Annotated in this window: 17 protein-coding genes; 7 read left to right on the top strand and 10 right to left on the bottom strand. The window is 68.6% G+C overall.

Annotation, left to right across the window (positions count from 1 at the left end; genetic code table 11):
* Positions 1-73: 73 nt before the first annotated feature.
* The 3 genes from ACQEVJ_RS26830 (at position 74) to ACQEVJ_RS26840 (ending at position 3,718) form a co-directional block, all read left to right on the top strand.
* Complete coding sequence (locus tag ACQEVJ_RS26830; protein ID WP_433105623.1) at positions 74-568, top strand: transglycosylase SLT domain-containing protein; 495 nt, start codon at positions 74-76, stop codon at positions 566-568.
* A 462-nt stretch (positions 569-1,030) separates the two neighbouring features.
* Positions 1,031-2,458, top strand: coding sequence for an LCP family protein (locus ACQEVJ_RS26835; protein ID WP_433105625.1), 1,428 nt, complete (start codon positions 1,031-1,033; stop codon positions 2,456-2,458).
* A gap of 180 nt (positions 2,459-2,638) precedes the next feature.
* Entirely contained in the window at positions 2,639-3,718 is a 1,080-nt protein-coding gene (locus tag ACQEVJ_RS26840) for a ParB-like protein (protein ID WP_433105627.1), read from the top strand.
* Between the two features lie 61 nt (positions 3,719-3,779).
* Here ACQEVJ_RS26840 and tatC read toward each other — a convergent pair whose 3' ends face one another.
* The 3 genes from tatC to ACQEVJ_RS26855 form a co-directional block, all read right to left on the bottom strand.
* Complete coding sequence (gene tatC / locus ACQEVJ_RS26845; RefSeq protein ID WP_433105629.1) at positions 3,780-4,577, bottom strand: twin-arginine translocase subunit TatC; 798 nt, start codon at positions 4,575-4,577, stop codon at positions 3,780-3,782.
* A gap of 501 nt (positions 4,578-5,078) precedes the next feature.
* Entirely contained in the window at positions 5,079-7,730 is a 2,652-nt protein-coding gene (mgtA, locus tag ACQEVJ_RS26850) for a magnesium-translocating P-type ATPase (protein WP_433105631.1), read from the bottom strand.
* The gene (locus ACQEVJ_RS26855) at positions 7,690-8,043 is read right to left on the bottom strand and encodes an ArsR/SmtB family transcription factor (protein ID WP_433105634.1); all 354 of its coding nucleotides are present in this window, start codon (positions 8,041-8,043) and stop codon (positions 7,690-7,692) included. Before ACQEVJ_RS26855 ends, mgtA begins: the two co-directional genes overlap by 41 nt.
* 468 nt (positions 8,044-8,511) lie before the next feature.
* Between ACQEVJ_RS26855 and ACQEVJ_RS26860 the strand changes: the two genes are divergently transcribed.
* From ACQEVJ_RS26860 to ACQEVJ_RS26870, 3 genes are all read left to right on the top strand, one after another.
* Entirely contained in the window at positions 8,512-9,846 is a 1,335-nt protein-coding gene (locus ACQEVJ_RS26860; protein WP_433105636.1) for a hemolysin family protein, read from the top strand.
* On the top strand, positions 9,843-10,856 hold the full coding sequence (locus tag ACQEVJ_RS26865; protein WP_433105638.1) for a hemolysin family protein: 1,014 nt from the start codon (positions 9,843-9,845) through the stop codon (positions 10,854-10,856). The genes ACQEVJ_RS26860 and ACQEVJ_RS26865 overlap by 4 nt, the downstream gene beginning before the upstream one ends.
* Positions 10,857-11,060: 204 nt before the next feature.
* A complete protein-coding gene (locus ACQEVJ_RS26870; RefSeq protein WP_433105640.1) occupies positions 11,061-11,333 on the top strand; it encodes a GlsB/YeaQ/YmgE family stress response membrane protein in 273 nt (90 codons plus the stop codon).
* A 236-nt stretch (positions 11,334-11,569) separates the two neighbouring features.
* Here the strand turns inward: ACQEVJ_RS26870 and ACQEVJ_RS26875 are convergent, their stop codons facing one another.
* The 7 genes from ACQEVJ_RS26875 to ACQEVJ_RS26905 all read right to left on the bottom strand — a co-directional run bounded on the left by ACQEVJ_RS26875 (position 11,570) and on the right by ACQEVJ_RS26905 (position 18,663).
* A complete protein-coding gene (locus ACQEVJ_RS26875) occupies positions 11,570-12,607 on the bottom strand; it encodes a nitrilase-related carbon-nitrogen hydrolase (protein ID WP_433105642.1) in 1,038 nt (345 codons plus the stop codon).
* 15 nt (positions 12,608-12,622) lie between these two features.
* Positions 12,623-13,576 (bottom strand): oligopeptide/dipeptide ABC transporter ATP-binding protein, encoded by a 954-nt coding sequence (locus ACQEVJ_RS26880; protein WP_433105644.1) that lies wholly within the window; start codon positions 13,574-13,576, stop codon positions 12,623-12,625.
* The gene (locus ACQEVJ_RS26885) at positions 13,573-14,544 is read right to left on the bottom strand and encodes an ABC transporter ATP-binding protein (protein WP_433105646.1); all 972 of its coding nucleotides are present in this window, start codon (positions 14,542-14,544) and stop codon (positions 13,573-13,575) included. The genes ACQEVJ_RS26880 and ACQEVJ_RS26885 overlap by 4 nt, the downstream gene beginning before the upstream one ends.
* An 8-nt stretch (positions 14,545-14,552) precedes the next feature.
* A complete protein-coding gene (locus ACQEVJ_RS26890) occupies positions 14,553-16,142 on the bottom strand; it encodes an ABC transporter substrate-binding protein (RefSeq protein ID WP_433105648.1) in 1,590 nt (529 codons plus the stop codon).
* Positions 16,143-16,182: 40 nt separating this feature from the next.
* Positions 16,183-17,064 (bottom strand): ABC transporter permease, encoded by an 882-nt coding sequence (locus ACQEVJ_RS26895; RefSeq protein WP_433105650.1) that lies wholly within the window; start codon positions 17,062-17,064, stop codon positions 16,183-16,185.
* 8 nt (positions 17,065-17,072) lie between these two features.
* Complete coding sequence (locus ACQEVJ_RS26900) at positions 17,073-18,041, bottom strand: ABC transporter permease (protein WP_433105652.1); 969 nt, start codon at positions 18,039-18,041, stop codon at positions 17,073-17,075.
* Positions 18,042-18,213: 172 nt separating this feature from the next.
* Positions 18,214-18,663: a DUF3598 family protein gene (locus ACQEVJ_RS26905; RefSeq protein ID WP_433105654.1), complete on the bottom strand. Its 450-nt coding sequence runs from the start codon at positions 18,661-18,663 to the stop codon at positions 18,214-18,216.
* 147 nt (positions 18,664-18,810) lie between these two features.
* Between ACQEVJ_RS26905 and ACQEVJ_RS26910 the strand changes: the two genes are divergently transcribed.
* Positions 18,811-19,782 carry a hypothetical protein gene (locus ACQEVJ_RS26910; protein ID WP_433105655.1) on the top strand — a complete coding sequence of 324 codons (972 nt, stop codon included), beginning with the start codon at positions 18,811-18,813 and terminating at the stop codon, positions 19,780-19,782.
* Positions 19,783-19,799 lie beyond the last annotated feature (17 nt).

Genomic DNA, 19,799 nt, shown 5'->3' on the forward strand with positions numbered 1-19,799 from the left:
CAGATCCCCTGCGACCGGCAATTCCGGGGCACCGCATTCAGAGCCGAGCGCTCCGCGTTCCTCCAGCTCCGGTATGGATCGCACACCTGCACACTTCGCTGCTCAGGTCGCCACCCACGCGGCCAGGGCCGGAGTGAATCCACGGCTGCTGATGGCAATCTTGATGAACGAGTCGAACAAGCCGCATGATCCAGCGCTGGAGCGGGCCTGGCAGAAGATCAAGCCAGATGCCGCCTTCGGTATAGCCAATATGCACAAGGCCACCTTTGACGAGGCCAAGCGGGGGCGTGACTTCGCAGCCCGAGAATGGCAGGAGCTACCCGACGACCCCGATCTGGCCATTGAGGCCGCGGCGTGGTATCTCCACGACCTTGCCGAGCACCTACCGGCGAAATGGCCTGCTCCGTACACGAAAAATGAGCTGCTCGCTCTTGGCTACAACGCTGGGCCGGGCAATATGAAGGCGTTCGCACAAGGAGCAGAGCTCGGGCAGGTGGCCCGGTCATACCTGGAGCGGTTGCGCGGGAACTGGCCTGCGGCAGAGGACGCTGTACGACGCTTTCGGTAGCCATCGAAGCAGGGCATAGCCGTACGGGGGCGTCGGCTGGTCCCGTGCGGAGAGTGTGGAGGCCGTTGGCGGATGGACTCCTGACCGCGGAGGACCGAGCCAGGCCATCGGTTCGGTTTGCCGGCCGAGGTGCGCGACCGGGGCCCGTGGACTGCCGAAGACGCCACTCGTCACATCTTGTTCCTGCTGATCCACGCGTCGGCGACTACGAGGAGGCGGTCCACGGTGCCATGCCGGCAGCTACCGCCGGGTTCCTCACCTCACCGGACACGTGAGCCTGCCTCTCATGACGGCCCAGGCCAGGCCCACCAACCCGCCGGCGAAGGGCCAGACCAGGCAGGAGCCGCTTCCGGGCATATGCGAAAGTCAGTACACTCATCAACGTTTGCGCAATGTTGCAAATGACGACGGTGTGGCTTTGGTCAGGTGCGGTGGCCCTGGCTCGACTTCCTGGAGTAGCACGTGAGCAGGGGGCTTGTCGATGCTCCGCCGTCTTCGCCCGCTGATACTCCATCCCCGCGCCGCAGGCGGTGGCTGTGGTGGCTGGTCGCGATCCTCGCGACGATCGCGTTGGTGGCCGTCGCCGTCACAGGCGGCGCCTACCTGAAGCTGACCAACAACGTCAAACACATCGACGTCACCACCGATGATCTGAGCGCGACCCGCCCGCCCAAGGCTCCCACGAGCGCACTCAACGTGCTGGTCGTCGGCTCGGACGAGAGGGATGGCAAGAACGCGAGGTACGGCCACCGAATCTCCGGGCAGCGCACCGACACGCTCATGCTGGCGCACATCTCCCCCAAGCGGGACAACGCCATGATCATCAGCTTTCCGCGCGATTCACTGGTCCAGTTGCCCGCCTGCCGTGCCAAGGGAGATCTTGCGGGGCAGCGACCACACCTCGGGATGATCAATGAGTCGTACGCCTCCGGGGGAATCGCCTGTACCTGGAAGACCATCGAGACGCTCACCGGCATTCGTATCGACCACTTCGTCACGGTCGACTTCACCGGTTTCAAGGACATGGTGAACGCGATCGGGGGCGTGGAGGTCTGCGTCCCCGAGCCCATCCACGACAAGAAGGCCCTGCTCGACCTGCCTGCCGGACGGCAGACCTTGAAGGGCGAGCAGGCCCTGGGCTATGTCCGGGCGCGCTACAGCCTGGGCGACGGGTCAGACATCGGCCGTATCCAGCGCCAGCAGATGTTCATCGCCTCAATGGTCAAGAAGGTGATGAGCGGCCAGACGCTCACCGATCCCGCCCGGCTGTTCGGCTTCCTCGACGCGGCCACCAAATCCGTGACCACCGATCCCAAGCTCACCGTGGGTGTGATGAAGGATCTGGCGGACAGCGCCCAAGGCCTGACCGCCGGACAGATCCGGTTCATCACCGTGCCCTGGCGCTATTCGATCAGCAACCCAGGACGCGTCGAGTGGGTGCAGCCGCAGGCCGGAAGGCTGTTTCAGATTGTCGCAGCCGACAAGAACATCGCCGGCTCGGGCGTCAAAGGCGGGCAGAACAAGGTGCCCCGCTCCAAGGTGCACATCGAGGTCCGCAACGGCACCACCCGCGGCGGCCTGGCCACCCAGGTGGCCGCGGCTCTCGAACAGCGCGGCTACCACATCGTCAAGATCGGCGACGCCCGGCGCAAGCCGTATCCGAAGACCACGATTCTGTACTCCCCCAACGGCGCCTCCCGCGTACTCACTCTGTCCAAGGACCTGAAATCCGGCGTTCCGACGCTGGTCGACCGCGCGACCACCTCCCGCCTCGTGCTGACCATCGGAGACGACTGGAAGGGCCTGCGGGCGCCGCGGGCCGATGACGACGAGGCGCTGAACGGCTTCGACGCCACCCAGGACTCCTGCGCCGCCGACAACGGCACGTGATGCTCGAGTGGTGCCGCGACCCAGGCCACACGGACAGCTGTCGATCTGTCGCACCTTCAGCCACTGGAGGCGATAATTCGCCGCTGGTTTTCCTGGATGACAGGTTCGTGATCTCTCGGGTTGGCTGATTACCGGCACCCTCACCGTGGACATCCGCGTCGCCGACCAGGAGCAGGTGCCATGCGCTTCAGATTTCCGTCCCGCCGGGCCTCGGTACGTGGGGCGGCCCTCGCCGCCGTCGCCGGGGTCGGCGTCGCCGTCTCAGCGCCGGTCGCGCTCGCCGCGCCCGGTTCGCCGGGTGCGCGGCCGTCGTTCTGCGGCCACGACAATCGCAGCACGCCGTTCGCGAAGTACTTGTGTGCGGAGCCTGGTGACCTGCTCGACGTCCGGATCGGCGACGTGCACCCGACCCAGCCGTCGCTGGGTTATGACGAGGTGTACTACAAGCTCGGCCGCTACACACTGGGCAAGGACGCGGTCAACAAGAAGTTCGACGACTGGTGCGAGGCCGACGGCCGGGTGGCGGCGGCGACGGTGTCGCCCGGCGCCCGCTTGGACGACCCGTCCTCGTTCACGTGTCAGCTCGCGGTCGGCGCGGAGACGGCGGACAGCATCGCGGCCATGAAGACCGTCGTGATCGGTCCCGGGGGTGAGCCGTTCCTCACCGATGGACACCACACGCTCACCTCCTTCTTCGAGACGCCCGACGCCGGCGCCGACCTGCACGTACGGCTCCGGGTGGTGGCCAACCTGAGCACTCTCACCCGTCAGGACTTCTGGGACGAGATGCGGGCGCACAAGTGGGTGTGGCTGCGCGACCCCGACGGCAGCCCGGTCAAGGTGAACAAGCTGCCGACCGGCGTGGGGTTGGCCAACTTCACCGACGACAAGTACCGCAGCCTGCTCTACTTCGGCCGCGACATCGGCTACGCGCAGAACGGCCTGCCGTTCCAGGAGTTCTACTGGGGCGACTGGGTTCGTGACGCCAAGCCGATCGACCTGGCCGGCTGGAACCAGAGGGACCTCGCCGGCTACCTGGCCACCGTCAAGGGAGTGACCGAGGCGATGACCGCGTTGCCCAAGGACAACGTGGTCGACAGCGGCTTCACCGCCGCCCAGCTGGGCGCGCTGAACCAATGGAACGACGGCAAGGCGGCCAACAAGGGCGAGTTCGACAAGCTGAGCAAGCCGTACTCCGACGCCAAGCCCGGCAAGCTGGCCTACGCCCTGGAGTACAAGCGGGTGCACGGCCTCGGCTGAGGTCTCCCGGGGCCGCTACGGCCGGGTGCCTGCATGTTGTGCCGCTGGATCCCGAAACCGGTTATTCGACGCCTGCTGTGGTGGTGCCGTCCAGTTCTTCTTCGATGGCCTGGGTGCGTGCGGCTTCTTCTGCCTCCCGCTTCCGATCGCGGAAGTACATGACCGCCACGGCGATATAGAACAACCCGACCATGGGCAGTGCGAGAGCCAGCATCGTGAACGGGTCCTGGCTGGGCGTCGCCACGCCCGCGAAGACGAACAAGAGGAAGACGACCATCCGCTGATGCTTGGCCACGGGCCGATACCTCAGCACGCCGACCAGGTTGAGGAACACCATCAGCAGCGGCATGAGAAAGGAGACGCCGAAGATCACCAGCATCATCAGCAGAAACGAGAGGTAGTCGTTCACGTCGATGAGCGGGATGGCGCCGTTGGGCACGAATCCGAGGAGCAGGGAGAGGCCCTGGTCCATCGTCAGGTACGCCAGGGCCGCGCCGGCGCCGAACAGCGGAATGGACAGGCCGAGGAATCCGAGCGAGTAACGCCGTTCATTCCGATACAGGCCGGGCGCGACGAATGCCCACACCTGGTACAGCCAGACAGGGGCGGACACCACCACGCCGAACATCACGGCGACCTTCAGGTTGACGAAGAAACCGTCCACGATGCCGCGCACGACCAGCGTGCACCCCTCGCCGCCGCTCAGTTTGTAGGCCTCGGGAAGCCGGCAGAACGGCCCCGTCATGAACGTCCAGATCGGGTCGAAGAAGGCGAACCCGATGGCAGTTCCGGCGATGGCGGCGAGGATCACTTTGATCAGCCGGTTCCGCAACTCACGGATGTGCTCGATGAGGGACATGCGTCCCCCGTCCCTCGAAGCCGACGTGCTCGACCGCTTCAACAGCGCCATTCAGGTGATCCTTCTTGGAGATACGAGAGCCGCGTGCCAACGGCGGCTGGTCCCTCAGACGAACGGCGAAAGGCCGCCGCCTCAGGCGGCGGCTCAGACGCTCATGGCGAGCCCGGACATCTGATACAGGTCGAGCAGACATATCAGCGCCCACAGCATGAGAGCGACGATCCGTTGCGTCCCGTCTAAGGAACGTCCCCGTGGCCGCATGTCCCGCCCTCGCAATCGCCGTCGGCCGCACGATGCTTGCTACATTGCGCAACTATACAACCGTTGGGTGCGGGAGTGCAGGGATGAGCATGCACGCCCCCGGCGGGCGTGAGCCGGCGCTGACCGTCGCGCGATTGTTCCGCGGCGCGCGGCGTGAGTCTGTCGTGGCGCCCGGCATCACGATGATCCTCGGCACGAGCTATGCGAGCGCGCCCACTCCCAGCGCGCTGCCCTCGGCTCTCAGTCGCACGATGCGCTCGGCCGACGACGATCCCTGCGCCGATCTCTCGCATGGCTGAGCGCCCACAGCACCGCGCCGTACAGGGCGATGACGACCGCGAGGAGCAGGTAGTAGGCGATCGGCAGTGCGGTCAGCCCGAGGGCGGGCGCCACCGGTGAAAGCGGCAACAGCAGGCTCAGGCAGGCCAGCGCTCCGGTCGCCGCCTTCAGCGGGCGGGACACCTGCCGGCCCGGACGCAGGAGCAGCATGACCAGGGCCTGGGTGAGCAGGTTCTCCGTCAACCACCCGCTGTGGAAGGCGGACTGCCCGCTCGGCGTGGCGGCCTCGGGGACGGCCCACATCAGCGCGGCGAACGTGGCGAGGTCCGCGACGGCGTTGAGGGTGCCGAAGGCGGCGACGAAACGCAGGAGGTCCCGCGGGCGCACCAGGATCGGGCGCCGCACGATGCCGGGGGCCTCCCGGTCGAAGGCGAAGGCCAGCTGGGCGGCGTCGAAACAGAGATTCTGCACCAGGACCTGGGCGGGCAGCATGGGCAGGAAGGGCAGCAGCAGCCCCGCCCCGAGCATCGCGATCACGTTGCCGAAGTTGGACGACAGCGCCACCCTCAGATAGGTCGCGATGTTGCCCGTGCTGCGCCGCCCGACGACGATCCCCTCGCCGATGGCGGAGAGATCCTTGGCGGCGAGCACTACGTCGGCGGCCTCGCGCGTCACGTCCACCGCGTCACGCGGGCAGACGCCGACGTCGGCGGCGCGCATGGCGGGCAGGTCGTTGACCCCGTCACCGAGGAAACCGGTCGTGTGGCCCGCCGTCCGCAGCACCCGTACCAGCCGCGCCTTGTGCTCGGCGGTGCACCGTGCGAAGACGGTCGACCGGCGGGCGAGGTCCGCCAGTGCCGCGTCGTCAAGGCTGTCGATCCGCTCGGCGGCCACGACCGCGCCCGGGTCCAGGCCCAGGTCCCGGCACACGCGAGCGGCGGTCGCCGGGTGATCCCCCGTCAGGACCTTCACCGCCACGCCGTGCCTGGCGAGGTCCGCCAGCGCCTCCGCGGCGTACGGCGCGAGCGTGTCGCGCATCGCGACGAACCCGAGGAAGGTCAGTCCGCGCTCGTCGCCCGGGCGGTGAGATCCAGGCCGCTCGGCGAGCCCGACGGCGAGCACCCGCAGCCCCTTGCCGGCCAGCCGCGCGGCAAGGCGCCGCAACCGCCGGCGCGACCCGGGATCGAGAGGGGCGTCCCGCGTACGCACGCTGCGATCCAGCACGTCTTCGACGGCGCCCTTGACGACGACGTGTGTGTCCGGACGCGCGGGGTGGGACACGACGGCGCAGGAGATCCGGAGCACCGGGTCGAAGGCAAGAGCGTCCACCCCCTCGTACTCACCGAGATCCAGTTCCACCTCGAGGATCGCCTCGTCCAACGGGTCAGGCGTCGGAGGGTCCGCGAGATGGAGGGTCCAGAAGCTGTTGACCGCGGCCCAGCGCAGCACCTCGGGGTCGGGGCGGCCCTCGTGGTCGACCGAGCGATCGAGCCTGGGCCGATCCTGGGTGAGTGTGCCGGTTTTGTCCGTGCACAGGACATCGATCGCCCCCAGATCGTGCAGGGCGGGCAGCCGTTTGACGATCACGGCGTGGCTGCGGGCCAGGGTGGCCGATCCCCTGGCCAGCGCCGTGGTGACGACGACGGGGAGCATCTCCGGCGTCAGCCCCACCGCCACGGCCACGGAGAACGGCAGCGCCTCCAGCCCTCGCCCGCGGAGGACCGCGTTGGCCACGAGGGCGAGCGGCGGAACGAGCAGCATCAGCCGCACGAGGATCCAGGAGATCCCGTTGACGGATCGGTCGAAGGCCGACAGCCTCTGCGTGTCCTGCTGGTGGACGCCCGCGAAGCGGGTAGCGGCCCCCGTGGCCACGATCACCGCGAGAGCGCTGCCGGAGGCCACGCTGCTGCCCTGCCAGCACAGGTGCCCGTGGTCCGCGCCTTCGGGCACGTCGACCGCCTGCTTGACCACGGGAGCCGACTCTCCGGTGAGCGCCGCCTGGTGAACCGTGAGACCGCTGGAGCGCAGCAGTCGAACGTCGGCGGGCACGAGGTCGCCCGGCCCCAGTTTGATCACATCGCCCGGGACCAGCTGATCGGCGGGAATCTCCCGCTCCACTGACGTGACCCGCCCGGCAGCCCGCTCACCGGACCGTCGCCGTACCGTCGCCGTGGCGCCCAGGAGCTTACGCAGAGCCGCGGTGGAACGATCTGCCCGATACTCGCCGTTGGACCTCAACACGCAGGTGACGGCGACCAGGATCACGATGACGCAGGCCGTCCCCCACGAGGCGATGAGCGCGGAGACCAGCCCGAGACACAGCAGCACCAGGGTGAAAGGGTCTTTGAGACAGCGCACGAACCGCCGCGGCCACGAGGCCGGATGCCGCTCCGGGAGCGTGTTCTCGCCGAGCAGCGACAGGCGCGTCTCGGCCTCCTCCTCCAGGAGCCCGCCCGGCCCGCTGTCCAGCGACCGCAGCACCTCGAGGCGGGTGTGCCCCGCGACATCGGCGAGCGACAGGCAATCGGGCAGCCTGTCGCCCGGAGGATCGCCGACCGTTGCTGGCGGGGCGTCAGGCGCCCAGACCACGAGCCCCTCCGGCCGTCTCGGCATCGCCCGCGCGCTCGGCCAATCGGCCGATCAGCCACTGGACGGTGGCCACGACGTCCTGGTTGTCCACCAGATAGACCACCCGGCGTCCCTCGCGCCGCGACCGTACCAGCCCGGCCAGCTTCAGCTTGGCCAGATGCTGGCTGACCGCGGGCAGAGCGCCGCCGACTCGTTTGGCCAGCCCGCTCACGTCGCTCTCGTGCTGCGCCAGAGCCCAGACGATGTGCAACCGCGCGGGTGAGGCCAGCAACCCGAACGCCGCGGCGGCCTCGGCCAGCACCTCCGGAGAGGGGTCCTCGAAGCCACTCGGCGCCACTGTCGATCTCCTGTCCCGGCCGGTCCCGCGGATGCCCAGTCTAGATACAGCGGGACGCCGGCAGCCATCAGCCGACTGCAGCCTTGCCCGCCTTCCACTCGGCACCGGCCGGCCCACCGGCGACCGCCGAAAACGCCGGCGATCGCCGTACCGACCAAAGCCGCGATGACACCTACGACATACGACGAGGAACGTTGCCTCACCAATCTGCACGGTTTTCCCGGGCACGGCTGAGGTGCTACTTTTCGCGCGTGACGCTTCCATCAAGGCGCGAACGCCGCGTTTCGACCAGGCAAGTCGACTTGCGTGCCGCTTCTGCTGCCCTTCCATCGGCTGGTCGATGAAAGCTCCTCCTCCGCTGGGCCCTATCCGTCGCTTCTTGACCACAGGTCTACCGAGCGCCGCGTGACGGGAAGAGGATGAAACAACAGCCTGGCCACGGCTCGTCCAAGGGGAGGACGCTGAGGATTGATCCTTGATCTGCTCTTCCTGCTCGCCGCACTGGCCCTGATCGTGGCGAACGGGCTCTTCGTCGCCGCCGAGTTCTCCCTGGTCACGGTAGAGCGCGGTCAGGTGCACCAACTCGCCGCGGCGGGAGATCGGGGAGCGCAGGGAATCGAGGCCGCGTTGCAGCGGCTGTCCTTCCACCTCTCGGGCGCCCAACTCGGCATCACCATCACGTCTCTCCTGCTGGGCGTCATCGCAGAGCCGGCGATCGCCGACCTCCTCCACCCCGTCCTGCGGCTGTTACCCGGGATTCCCGCTGATGTGGGAAAGGGCGCGGCGGGTGTTCTTGCGATTTTCCTCGCCACGGTGAGCCAGATGGTGCTGGGAGAGCTGGTGCCCAAGAACGCGGCGCTCGCCACGCCGCTGGCCGTGGCCCGGATGGTCACCCGGCCGCAACGAGCCTTCTCCACGGCGTTCGCGCCGCTTATCAAGGCGTGCAACGCCGTCGCCAACGCGATCGTTCGTCGCCTGGGCGCCGAGCCGCAGGACGAACTGGCCTCCGCCCGCTCTCCCGACGAGTTGAGCCTCCTGCTGCGCCTTTCCGCCGAAGCGGGAACCCTTCCGTCGAGCACCGCCGCGATGTTGCATCGAGCTTTGCGCTTCGGCGACAAGACGGCCGCCGAGGCGATGACGCCCCGCACCCGGTGCGTGACCGTCCCGCACAGCTCCAGCGTCGCCGACTTCCTCGCCCTCGCCCGGCGAGAACGTCACCTGCGTCTGCCGATCTCCGGCGACGAGGTCGACGACGTACTCGGCATCGCCAGCATCCCGGACGCCTTCGCGGTTCCGGCGGACGACCGAGCGCACACCCCGGTGACCGCGATCGGCCGATCGCCTCTTCTGGTTCCCGACTCGCTGGATCTGACGACGGTGCAGGAGCGGCTCACCCTCGCTGACGCCGAGGTGGCCGTGGTGGTGGACGAATACGGTGGCTTCGCCGGCATCGTGACGGTCGAGGACCTGGTCGAGGAACTCGTCGGCGATGTCGCCGACGAGTACGACCTGCCGGGTGAGGAGTCCGCGGCCCCCGAGCCGGCCCACCTCTCCCCCGGAGCCTCCATCGAGGTGCCCGCTCTGCTGCACGCGGACGAGATCGAGGAGCGTACGGGTTTCCGGATGCCGGAAGGGCCCTATGAGACCCTGGCGGGACTGGTCATGGCCCGCCTCGGCCGCCTTCCCGTCCCCGGGGACGAGGTGGAGGTCGACGGCTGGACGTTGCGTGTCGACACGGTCCTGGGGCGCCGTGTGGAGCAGATCAGCGTGACGGCCCCGCCTCTTGCGGGAGGTGAGGCGTGACTCTCTTCGACGCACTGATCCTCGTCGTCCTGCTGGGGGCCAACGGGTTCTTCGTCGGCTCCGAGTTCGCCCTCATCTCGGCTCGCCGTACACAGATCGAGCCGCTGGCCCAGGCCGGCTCACGCCGCGCCCGCGCTGTCCTGACGGCGATGGACACAGTGCCCACCATGCTCGCCGCCGCCCAACTCGGCGTGACACTCGCGTCGCTCGCTTTGGGTGCCGTCGCCGAGCCCGTCGTGGCCCACGCCGTCGAGCCCGCTTTCGCCCGGCTCGGCCTTCCGCTCGAACTGGTGCATCCGGTCTCGTTCGCTCTCGCTCTGTTCCTCGTGGTCTCCGCGCATGTGATCATCGGTGAGATGGTGCCCAAGAACCTGGCCCTGTCCGGACCGGACAGGGCCGCGCTGTGGATGGTGCCCCCGCTGCTGGTCGTCGCGCGGGCGACCCGTCCGCTGCTGGCCATGATCCAGGCGCTTGCGTCCGGGGTGCTCCGGATTCTGCGCATTCCCCCGTCGGAGGAGGTCCGGTCCGTCTACACGCCCGAGGAGTTGCCGGCGCTGATCGAGGAATCGCGCCAGCATCGGCTGCTTGATGAGGACGAGCGCGATCGTATGATCGCGACTCTGGCGCTGCGGGCCGCCCCGGTCCGCTCCGTACTCGTGCCGCTGAACCACGTGGTCAGCGTCCCGGCGACAACGGATGCCGTTCAGCTGCAGCAGTACTCCGGGCGGTATGGCCACTCCCGCTTTCCCGTCCAGGGGGATCATCCCGGTGACCTGCGCGGTTATCTGCACGCGTTGGACGCGTTGAACGGGCACAGGCCGGGCCGTCCGCTACCGGTACGCGCCTTGCCCCGCATCCCGGCGTCCACGACCTTGGCAGAGGTGCTGGCGACAATGCGTGCCCAGCGCGCCCAGCTCTCGGCGGTGACCGACGAGAACGACCAGGTGCTGGGCGTCGTCACACTCAAGGACGTTCTGGCCGGCCTGCTACGCCAGCAGAGCACCGGATGAGCGCCTCTCGCCTCGTACGAGCGCGGCACCTGGCCCAAGGCCCCGAATAGCGTGACGTCCCGCCACGACGGAGGGCGCGCTTGTTCTGACGGCCTGTGTGAGCTGGACGAACACGGTGGCGGACAACATGCTACCGATTCGTTATGTGTCGAACCGGATCGCAAGGGCACAAGCTGGGACAGTCAACCCTGGGAGCGTGAAGTAATGGCCGTAACAGGCATCATTTCCGCCATAATCATCGGTCTCATCATCGGCGCGCTTGGCCGGCTCGTTGTACCTGGACGTCAGAGCATCCCCATCTGGCTGACCATCGTGATCGGCATCATCGCCGCCCTCATCGGCACGGCGATCGCCGGAGCCCTGGGAGTCGCCGACACCCGCGGCATCGACTGGATCGAACTGATCATCCAGGTGGTTCTCGCCGCGGTCGGAGTCATCCTGGCCGTCAGCCTGTACGGCAGGCGTCGCCTCGACTAGGAGTGCACGGAGTTCGGATCTTCAGGCGGGCCGGAGGCTTCGAATCCACAAGATGGCACCTCGTAAGTAGAGGCCGGCGAGACGGCTCTCGAGGGTCTTGTCGAAGCGGAAGGCCAGACCGCCCCACTGCTTGATCCGATTGGCCGGCCGGGCGGCCACCGCGTGACCCACGTCTTGCGGTTGGCCGCCTGGTCGGCCTTTCCTGAATCACCGCCCGGAAATCGTCGATCGCAGGCTCAGCGCCAGCGCGACCTGCCCTGCAGATAGCTTCCGGCGTCCTCCAAGCCGATCGGCTGATAGGGCGTGTAGAGGTTCGGCTCGAATCGGCTCCGGTAGCGGTCGAAGACCGGCCGGTACAGATCCCAGTGAATGTCCGGCTGGCGGTGCCGGGCCCGGAACGCTCCGATCGGGATCTGGCCGAGGACCAGCTTCTCGAACTTGCTGTCGGCCGACGCTATCGCCTCGCCATCCGGGCCGTAGATCGCCGAGCCGCCGGCCCCGGTGTCCTCGAAGTAATTGGTCTCCGCCGCGAGCACCGAATTATTGACGATCGCGCAGTACGCCCGGTTGTGCAGGGCCGTGGCTCTGACGTCGATCTCGCTGAAGCCGCCCGTCGCGGTGCGGAGGAAGACCTCGGCGCCCTTGATCGCCGCGGTCCGGAACAGCTCCGGCTCCAGCTGGGTGGACGACATGGAGATGTTCCCCAGTGGCGTACGGGCCACCGGAACGACCTCGTCCCGGCCGTACTTCTCGATGTACTCGTCCAGGACGTCGTACACGGTGGTGGTGAACAGCTCGAAGCCGCTGAAGACGCCCTTGACGTTGCGCGACTTCCAGTGCTTGGCCACGATCTCGCCGTCCGGGCCGATCAACGTGGTGACGCTGAGCACGTGCCCCGGCCAGTCCGGGTCCCGGACATAGGCGCCGAAGGCGATGTAGCAGCGGTACTGCCGGGCCTTGGCGGCGATCAGTTCGGTCTCCTCACCCGGGATCTCGATGCAGCGCCGCTCGGTCTCGGCCTTGTCCCACCGGTCCCAGCCGCTGATCGGGAACTCGTGGAAGAAGAGCAGATCCGGAGCCGCGCCGAATCCCACCCGGAACGAGTTGTCGATCAGGTGCAGCATGTGGTCGAGGTTCACCTTCATGGCCGCCCGGTCGGGGGCCGCGTTCACCCGGGACTGGACCACACCGAGCGTCCATACGTCCTTGGCCAGCGGGACGGTCGCGTACCCGCCGTCGGTGGCCTGGGTGAGTGCCATGTCGTGCGTGCTCATTGGATTCGTCTCCGTTCAGGAGGAGTGGGGAGCGGCGAGTTCGGTCAGCCGGAGGCAGGCCACCCGGCGGCCGTCCGCCTCGGGCTCGAGCGCCGGCTCGGTACGCCCGCAGGCGTCGACGGCCATCGGGCAGCGGGTGTGGAACCGGCAACCGGACGGCGGGGACACGGCGGACGGCACCTCCCCTGTCAGCAGGGCCGCCGGTTCCCGGGACTCGAGGCCGGGCACGGCGGCCAGCAGCGCCCGGGTGTACGGGTGGCGGGGGTCGGTGAACACCTGCTCGGCGTCACCGGTCTCGACGATCCGGCCGAGGTACATGACCGCGACCCGGTCGGCCAGATGCCGTGCGATGTCGATCTCGTGGGTGATGAGCACGTAGCTGAGACCGAGCCGCCGCCGCAGGTCGGCGAGCAGGTTCACCAGCAGTGCCTTGACGCTGACGTCGAGGCTGGCGGTCGGCTCGTCCAGGACGAGCACCCGCGGCTCGACGGCCAGGGCCCGTGCGACGGTCACCCGCTGCAGCTCGCCGCCGCTCACGCCACCGGGCCGGCGATCGAGGTACTCCTCGGTGAGGCCGACCAGCTCCAGCAGCTCACGGACCCGTGCGGCCCGTGCCGCGCGGTCCGGATACAGCCGGTGAACCGCGAGCGGCTGTTCCAGCGCGTGCCGGATGCTCTTGCGCCGGTTCAGCGCCGACCAGGGATTCTGCGAGACGAGCTGTATCGCGCGCCGGTCCGTCGTGTCCCGGCCCTGGACGAGGATCCGGCCGGCGGTCGGCTCGGTCAGCCGGACCAGCATCCGGGCGATCGTCGACTTGCCGCAGCCGGACTCGCCGACGATCGCGAGCGTGCTGCCCGCCTCCAGCTCGAACGAGACGTCGTCGACGGCGTGCACCACGCGGTCGGGACCGCGACCGCCCGACCGGATGCGGTAGTGCTTGCTGAGCCGCTCGGCGCTGATGACGCTCATAGATCTTCTCCCGCCCGGTGGCAGCGCACCAGCGAGGCCCCCGTCTCACGTGGTGCCGGGTTCTCCTCGCGGCACAGGTCCAGGGCGGCGGCGCAGCGTGGGGCGAAGGGGCAACCGCTCAGGCGGTTCGCACCGGTGACCGTGCCCGGAATGGTGCGCAGCGGCTCACCTCGCCGGTGCCGGCCGGGGATCGCCGCCAGCAGCGCCCGCGTGTACGGATGCCGGGGGGCGGCGAACAGCTCCCTGGCCGGGGCGACCTCGACGAGCCGGCCCGCGTACATGACGCCGATTCGATCGCTGATCTGGGAGATCACGCCGAGGTCGTGGGTGACGAACACCATCGCCGACCCGACCCGGTCGCGCAACCCCAGCAGCAGCCGCAGCACCTGCGCCTGAACGGTGGCGTCGAGCGTTGTCGTCGGTTCGTCGGCCAGCAGCAGGTCCGGCTGCTTGCCGAGCGCGGCGACGGCGATGAGCAGGCGCTGGAGCTGGCCGCCGGAGAACTCGAACGGGTAGCCGTCCAGCCGGTCGAGGAGGGCGTCCAGCCCGACCCCGCCGAGCAGTTCCTTGAGCCGCCCGGCGTCGTCGAGCCCGTCCAGGTGCCAGCGCAGCTGGCGGCCGATGCTGGTGGCCGGTGACAGCGAGGTCATCGGCCGCTGCGGGATCAGGCCGATGCGTTCGCCGCGAAGCCGCCGCATCGCCGGCTCCCGCAGGGCCAGCAGGTCGGTGCCGTCGAAGCCGATCCGCCCCGACGTGATCCGCGCGTTGCGCGCGAGCATGCGCGTGAGCGCGCCGAGCACCGTGCTCTTTCCCGAACCGGACTCCCCGACCAGCCCGAGGATCTCTCCTCGGGCCAGGTCGAAGGAGACCTCGCGCACCGCGGGCACCTCGCCTTCACGGGTGCGGAACGCCACCGCGAGGTCCCGTACGGACAGCAGCGGCTCGGCCGGGGACTCCGCGACCGTCATGGCGGCCATCAGACGAAACGCATCGGGGGAAGCGGGACGCGGCTGACGCCCATGAGCTTCTCGTCGATGTCGGAGAGGTCGGTGCGCTGGGCCACGATCATCTGGGGATAGACCGGCGGCAGCAGGATCGCGTCGTCCGCCAGGAGCTTGTCGATCTTCTTGCACGCCTCGGCGCGGGCTCCCTCGTCGGTGGTGGCCCACGCCTCCCCGAGCAGCTTGTCCACCTCGGCGTTCTTGTAGCCGAAGTTCAGCGGATTGCGTGAGCTCATCTGCCCGAGCAGGGTGAACGCGGTGCGGCCGGAGCCGAAGCCGCTCTCGAACCCGGTCATCGCCATCTGATACTGGCCGCTCGCCCAGTTCTTCACCCAGGGCCCGATGTCGAGGACCTCGAGGGTGCAGTTGATGCCGGCCTGCTTCCACCCCTCCACGAGCACCTGCCCGATGTTCTTCATCACCGGGTCACTGGTGATCATCAAGGTGAAGTCGAGGGAGGAGACCCCGGCCTCGGCCAGCAGCGCCTTGGCCTTCTCGGGGTCCGGCCCCTCGGCGTAGATCTGCAGCGAGGGGTCGTGACCCTCCGTGGCGGGGCCGATCGGACCCTGCGCGATCGTGGCGGTCCCCGCGTAGACGACGTCCCGCACGCCCTTGCGGTCCATCGCGTGGCCGAGCGCCTGCCGTACCTTGACGTCGTCGAAGGGGGCCTTGGCGGCGTTGAAGTAGGTCACGATGTCGCTGGGGGCGGCCACCTGGTGGATCCGGATCTTGTCGTCCTGCTTGAGCAGGCCGACGCTCTCCGGCGAGACGCCGGTCATGATCTGGATCTTGCCTTCGCGCAGGTTGACCAGCCGGGTGGCGGGATCGGGGACCGCCTGGAACACGACGCCGCGCAGCTCCGGTTTGGTCCCGTGGTAGGCGTCGTTGGCGGTCAGCGTCACCTGCTGGCCCTGGGTCACCTTGTCCATCGTGAAGGGACCGGTCCCCATGGTCGTGCCGGTCTTGCTCACGTAGTCCTTGTGCACGATGGGCAGGTTCGTGAGGTGGGAGCGGAGCACGCCGAACGGCGTCGTCAGCGTGATCTTCACGGTGTGCTCGTCCGGGGCGGTGACCTTCTTGACGTAACCGACGAAGTAGGCCGTCCAGTCGCTCGTGCTCTTGGGGTCGGTGACGAAGGTCAGCGTCTCCACCACGTGGTCGGCGGTGAACGGGTCGCCGTTGTGGAAGGTGACCCCCTGCTTCAGCTTGATCGTCCAGGTCAGCCCGTCCGACGAGATCTCCGGTTCGCCGTCGGCGAGCAGCGGCACCGAGTTGAGCGACGCGTCGTAGGTGTAGAGCGACTCGACGACGGGGTCGGTGATCCAGTGCACCCGGCTGGAGGTGGTGCTGAGCGGGTTGAGGTAGTCGGAGATGGACGCGACGCCGAACGTGAGCGTGCCGGCCGCCTTGGCCGCGCCGCCGGCGCCGTCCGTCGCGGTCCCGCCCGTGCCGGCGTCGTCCGTTCCGCCGCAGGCGGCGAGCGCGAGCGCGCCGGCGGTGAGCACGCCGGCGGCCGTCAGGAAGCGGCGCCGGCTGAGCGCGCGGATGGTGTATTCGTCAGTCATTGACTCTTCCTCAGAGGTGGGGGGTGTGTCTGCGAACGGGTCAGCGATGTCCCTGCGCGTCGAGGGCGTCGCCGAGGCCGTCGCCGACGAGGTTGAAGCCGACCGTGGCGACGAGGATGACCAGGCCCGGGATGACCGAGTACCACCACGCCCCGAGCAGCATGTAGCTGGTCGCGTCGCCGAGGATGTTGCCCAGGCTGGGCCTGGGAGGCTGGATTCCCAGGCCGAGGAAGCTGAGGGCGCTCTCCGCGAAGATCGCCACACCGAGCCACAGGAACGCCTGGACCAGGACCGGTGGAAGCACGTTGACCAGCACCTCACCGGCGATGACGCGCCACCGCGGCACCCCGATCACCCGCAGCGCGTCGACGTAGTCCTCCTGCACCTCGACGAGCGCGGCCGACCGGGTCACCCGGGCGAAGTACGGAATGAAACCGACGCCGAGGAGGAGGACGACCTTGGTCGTCGAGGTGAGCGGCAGCGGGCCCAACTGGGAGTCCCCGGTTCCGGTGATCCCGATGACGAACAGGGCGAAGACGAACAGCGGGAGCGCCTGGAGCGCCTCCAGGACCCGCATGATCAGGTCGTCGGGCCAGCGCCCGCCGAAGTAGCCCGCGACCAGTCCGGCCGGCACCGCGACGACCAGTCCGAACGCCACCGCGGCCACCGCCACCAGAAGCGAGACCCGGGCGCCCTCCGCGGCGCGGGCGAACAGGTCCCGCTGGAGATGGTCGGTGCCGAACAGATGCTCCACGCTCGGTGCGGCGAGGGTCTGGCCGGTCCGGGCGTCGGGCTCGCCGGCGAGCAGCGGGCCGAACACGGCCAGCAGCAGGAACAGCGCCAGCAGCACCACGCCGGTCCACGTGAGCGCGGACATCCTCGGCAGCCGCCGGCCGGCGGCCGAGGAGAGAACCCGGGTCATCACCATGTCTAGCGAGCCGTCCCGTTCAGGAACCCGGCGCGTATCCGGGGATTGAGCACGAAGTAGAGGAGGTCGACGACCAGGTTGGCGACGAGGAACACCGAGGCGGTGATCAGCGTGCAGGCGATGGCCAGCGGGTAGTCGTGCCGGGTGAAGGCGCCGACGATGGTCTGGCCGATCCCCGGGATGTTGAACACGTTCTCGATGAGCACGGTGCCGCTCACGAACACGCCGAGCATGAGCCCGATCACCGTGGCCGTAGGGATGATCGCGTTGCGCAGCGTGATCTGACGCAGGACGCGCCGCTCGGTCATGCCCATGGCCCGCGCGAAGGACACGTAGTCGGACTGAGCCGTCTCGATCATGGATGCGCGCAGCGTTCTCGCGATGATCGCGCCGGATCCGAGACCGAGCGCGAAGGCGGGCAGCACCACACCGCGCAGGTTGTCCCATGGATCCTGGCTGAAGGGCGTCCAGCCGCTGGACGGCAGCACGCCCTTGACGTACAGGCCGAAGACGACGACCAGCACCAGCGCCAGCCAGAAACTCGGGACGGACAGCGCGACGACGCTGATCACACGGACGCATCCGTCGACGAACGAGTCGCGCCGGCGGGCCGCGAGCGCCCCGGCGACCAGGCCCACCGCCACCCAGAAGAGGAAGGCGACCAGGCTGAGCTCCAGGGTTACCGACAGGCGTTCGCCGATGACGGCGCTCACGGGGCGGTCGCTGAACAGCGAGTTCCCGAGGTCGCCCGAGGCGAGATTGCCGAGGAACTTGGCGTACTGCGCCCAGATCGGCTGGTCGAGGCCGAAGCGGTGTTCCACCTCGGCCCGCTTCTCCGGGGTGGGGTTCATCCCGAGATAGGCCTCGACAGGGCCGCCGGGGGCGGCCCTGAGCATGAAGAAGACGAGCGTCAGGACGATGAGCAGAACCAGCGCGAGGCCGGCGACCCGACGAACGACATACCGCAGCATTTCCGGGTCCACTTCTGTCGGACGACATCCGGTTCCACAAGTAGGAACGTCGTTTCTGTGGCCGGAATAGTAGCCGTGCGAAGGCGGGGCGGGAAGTGGCGACAAGCGATTGTGAAACGCTGTTCCGCAACCCGTCAGGCGTCCCCCCGGACTCCTGGATCGCCGGCGACGATCAGCCGATCTTGGTCTCGCTGATGATCGTGCGCTTGACGAGGCGGTCGCCGTCCATCCAGTGCCAGGTCCGGCACTTGTGACGCCCGTCGCGCGACAGCTGGATCAGCTCGTAGAGGTAGTTGTTCGGGTCGTCCTTGTACGACCAGGTGAGCACGATCGTCTGATCGTCCACCTGGCTCATCTCTCCGACGATGCGATCGGTGTCGAAGTGGCAGACTCCGTCGGCGTCGAGCTTGCCGCCGAAGTCGAACGCCTCCTGCCGCCCGTCGGCCCAGGTGTAGGTGTTGGTCTGCAGGATGTCGTAGGTCCCGTCCTCCGGGACGCGGCAGTAGAGGTGTGAAGCGTGCCGGTCGACGATGGTGCCATCCGCGTCGACGTGGACGTACTCGCCCCGCCATTCCCCGAGGTGGCTGTTGATGATCGGCATCCCTGAGATCGCTGCTCGCATGATTCCTCCCTGGTCAGACGTGATTCGACCCATGGTGAGGCCCGTTGAGAGGCCCGTTGACAGGCCGTCGGCGGGGAGCCTAGCGTGATCCGCACCAGATTGAAACAGTGTTCCGAGCACAGGAACAAGAAGCGCCAAGGGGATCACGTGAGCGAGGACAGCCGGCAGCCGCTGGTCGAGGGGATAACCGCCGCGATGGTGGGCGTCACAGAATTCGGCCCCCATCTACGCTTCTTCCGCGACGACCTCGGCTTCGAGGTCGCCTCGGAAGGGACCGTCCCGGCGGCGGTGGCCGACGCGTTGTGGGGCTCGGGCCCCGCGGACGTCGAGGTGGTCGCGCTGGCGGCGGCGGGCGCCGGGACCGGGAGAATCCACCTGGTGCGCGTGCCGGAGCCGATGGCGCCCGCCGAACCTCCGCACAACCTCGACGACGGGCTGATCGGGATCGACCTGTACGCCCGCGACATCGATGCCGCGCACGCCGAACTCGGCCGGGTGGGACGGGCCTGGGCCACTCCCCCCACGACGTACGGCGTGGCGGTGGGCGAGCGCGAGGTGCAGGTCACTCAGGGCGTGTGCCCGGGCCCGGACGGGACGGTCGTCGTCTTCGTCCAGCCCGCCGCGGTGCGCGGCACCGAGGCGTGGGCCGCCGACCCCGGCCGCCCGTTCACCGAGTTGACCTCGGTCGTCTGCCACGTCCCCGACGCCGACGCCGAGGTCGCGTTCTGGGGGCCGGACGGCCTGGGCATGTCGGTCTGGTACGACGTGGTGTTCTCCTCTCCCGGTTTCGATACCGTCGCCGGGCTGCCCTCGGGCACGAAGATGCGGCTGGCGTTCCTCGCCGGGGAGAAGACCGCGCGGATCGAGGTCACCTCGGCCGCCGGCGAGCACCGGGTGGACCGCCGGGCGGTGCAGCGGCCGGCCCGCTCCCTCGGCCACAGCGGATGGTCGGTTCGCACCCGGGACCTGGATGCCGCGCTGGAGAGCGTGCGCCGGACCGGCGGACGGGTGCTCGGCGCGCCGATCGAGACCGACGATCCGCTGCACGGCCGGGCCGTCGTGGCCGCCGCCGATACTCCGAACGGCGTCTCGGTCACGCTGTGGCAGCCGCGAATCTGATCGGGAACCAGATGAAA

The organism is Microbispora sp. CA-102843 (assembly GCF_050936215.1).
Classification (GTDB): domain Bacteria; phylum Actinomycetota; class Actinomycetes; order Streptosporangiales; family Streptosporangiaceae; genus Microbispora.

Excerpts from the sequence above, each read along its gene's own strand:
- ACQEVJ_RS26870 (WP_433105640.1), top strand. The coding sequence starts at position 11,061 with ATGGCCGTAACAGGCATCATTTCCGCCATAATCATCGGTCTCATCATC.
- ACQEVJ_RS26830 (WP_433105623.1), top strand. The coding sequence starts at position 74 with ATGGATCGCACACCTGCACACTTCGCTGCTCAGGTCGCCACCCACGCG.
- ACQEVJ_RS26890 (WP_433105648.1), bottom strand. The coding sequence starts at position 16,142 with ATGACTGACGAATACACCATCCGCGCGCTCAGCCGGCGCCGCTTCCTG.
- ACQEVJ_RS26885 (WP_433105646.1), bottom strand. The coding sequence starts at position 14,544 with ATGACGGTCGCGGAGTCCCCGGCCGAGCCGCTGCTGTCCGTACGGGAC.
- ACQEVJ_RS26880 (WP_433105644.1), bottom strand. The coding sequence starts at position 13,576 with ATGAGCGTCATCAGCGCCGAGCGGCTCAGCAAGCACTACCGCATCCGG.
- mgtA (WP_433105631.1), bottom strand. The coding sequence starts at position 7,730 with ATGCCGAGACGGCCGGAGGGGCTCGTGGTCTGGGCGCCTGACGCCCCG.
- ACQEVJ_RS26875 (WP_433105642.1), bottom strand. The coding sequence starts at position 12,607 with ATGAGCACGCACGACATGGCACTCACCCAGGCCACCGACGGCGGGTAC.
- tatC (WP_433105629.1), bottom strand. The coding sequence starts at position 4,577 with ATGTCCCTCATCGAGCACATCCGTGAGTTGCGGAACCGGCTGATCAAA.
- ACQEVJ_RS26840 (WP_433105627.1), top strand. The coding sequence starts at position 2,639 with ATGCGCTTCAGATTTCCGTCCCGCCGGGCCTCGGTACGTGGGGCGGCC.
- ACQEVJ_RS26895 (WP_433105650.1), bottom strand. The coding sequence starts at position 17,064 with ATGACCCGGGTTCTCTCCTCGGCCGCCGGCCGGCGGCTGCCGAGGATG.
- ACQEVJ_RS26900 (WP_433105652.1), bottom strand. The coding sequence starts at position 18,041 with ATGCTGCGGTATGTCGTTCGTCGGGTCGCCGGCCTCGCGCTGGTTCTG.
- ACQEVJ_RS26905 (WP_433105654.1), bottom strand. The coding sequence starts at position 18,663 with ATGCGAGCAGCGATCTCAGGGATGCCGATCATCAACAGCCACCTCGGG.